The sequence below is a fragment of the Azospirillum sp. Sh1 genome (assembly GCF_008365135.1).
Lineage (GTDB): Bacteria > Pseudomonadota > Alphaproteobacteria > Azospirillales > Azospirillaceae > Azospirillum > Azospirillum oryzae.
The window spans coordinates 1-1032 of the sequence record NZ_VTTK01000093.1; the positions used below are offsets into that span (position 1 = coordinate 1).

Below are 1032 nucleotides of genomic sequence, written 5' to 3' on the forward strand. Positions count from 1 at the left end.
TGAGCTGGTCCCCATTTCCCGGACAGTCGGATAAGCTTGGTTCGCCCATCAGGAAGGACGGACCCGATGACGGGGAAACGGAAGCGGTATTCGGCGGAGTTCAAGGCGAAGGTTGCGCTGGAGGCGATCCGGGGCGAGTTGACGGTGTCGCAACTGGTGGCCAAGCACGGCGTGCATCAGACGCTGATCAACGCTTGGAAGAAGCAGGCGATGGATGGGATGGCAGGTGTGTTCTCCGGCAAGGCGGAAGCCGCCGAAACCAGCCATCAGGGCGAGGTGGAAAAGCTCCACACGATGATCGGCCAGTTGGTGGTGGAGCGCGATTTTTTGCGCAAGGCCTCCGGTCGATGAGCGTCGGCCGGAGGCGGAAGCTGATCGAGCCGGAGCATCCGCAGCTGTCGATCACCCGACAGTGCGAGCTGGTTTCCATCAGCCGGTCCAGCTACTACGGGCCGGCCAAGGGCGAACCGGCCGTGAACCTGGACTTGATGCGGCTGATCGACGGACAGTTCCTGGAAACGCCCTGGTACGGCAGCCGGCAGATGACCCGGCATCTGCGCCGTCATGGCCATGAGGTCAACCGCAAGCGGGTTCGCCGCCTGATGGCGCGGATGGGGTTGCAGGCGGTTTACCAGCGCCCGAAGACGACCGTGCCGCATCCCGAGCACAAGATCTGGCCGTATTTGCTGCGTGACATGACCATCGACCGACCCAACCAGGTCTGGTGCGCTGACATCACATACATTCCGATGCGTCGGGGCTTTCTGTACTTGGTAGCGGTGATGGACTGGGCAACGCGCAAGGTCTTGAGCTGGCGGCTGTCGAACACCATGGACGTCGAGTTCTGCATCGAGGCCGTCGAGGAGGCGATGGCGCGGCACGGCCGGCCGGACATCTTCAACACCGATCAGGGTAGCCAGTTCACCAGCCCGCGCTTCACCGGCCTCTTGACCGCGGCCGGCATCCGGGTATCGATGGACGGGCGCGGCCGTTGGATGGACAACGTCTTCATCGAACGGCTGTGGCGATCGA

The 1032-nt window shown here is 63.2% G+C and carries 1 pseudogene; it reads left to right on the plus strand.

The features are described from left to right. Window positions 1-66 precede the first annotated feature (66 nt). Window positions 67-1032 (plus strand): annotated as a pseudogene (locus FZ029_RS32745) (IS3-like element ISAzs33 family transposase); the annotation flags it as partial.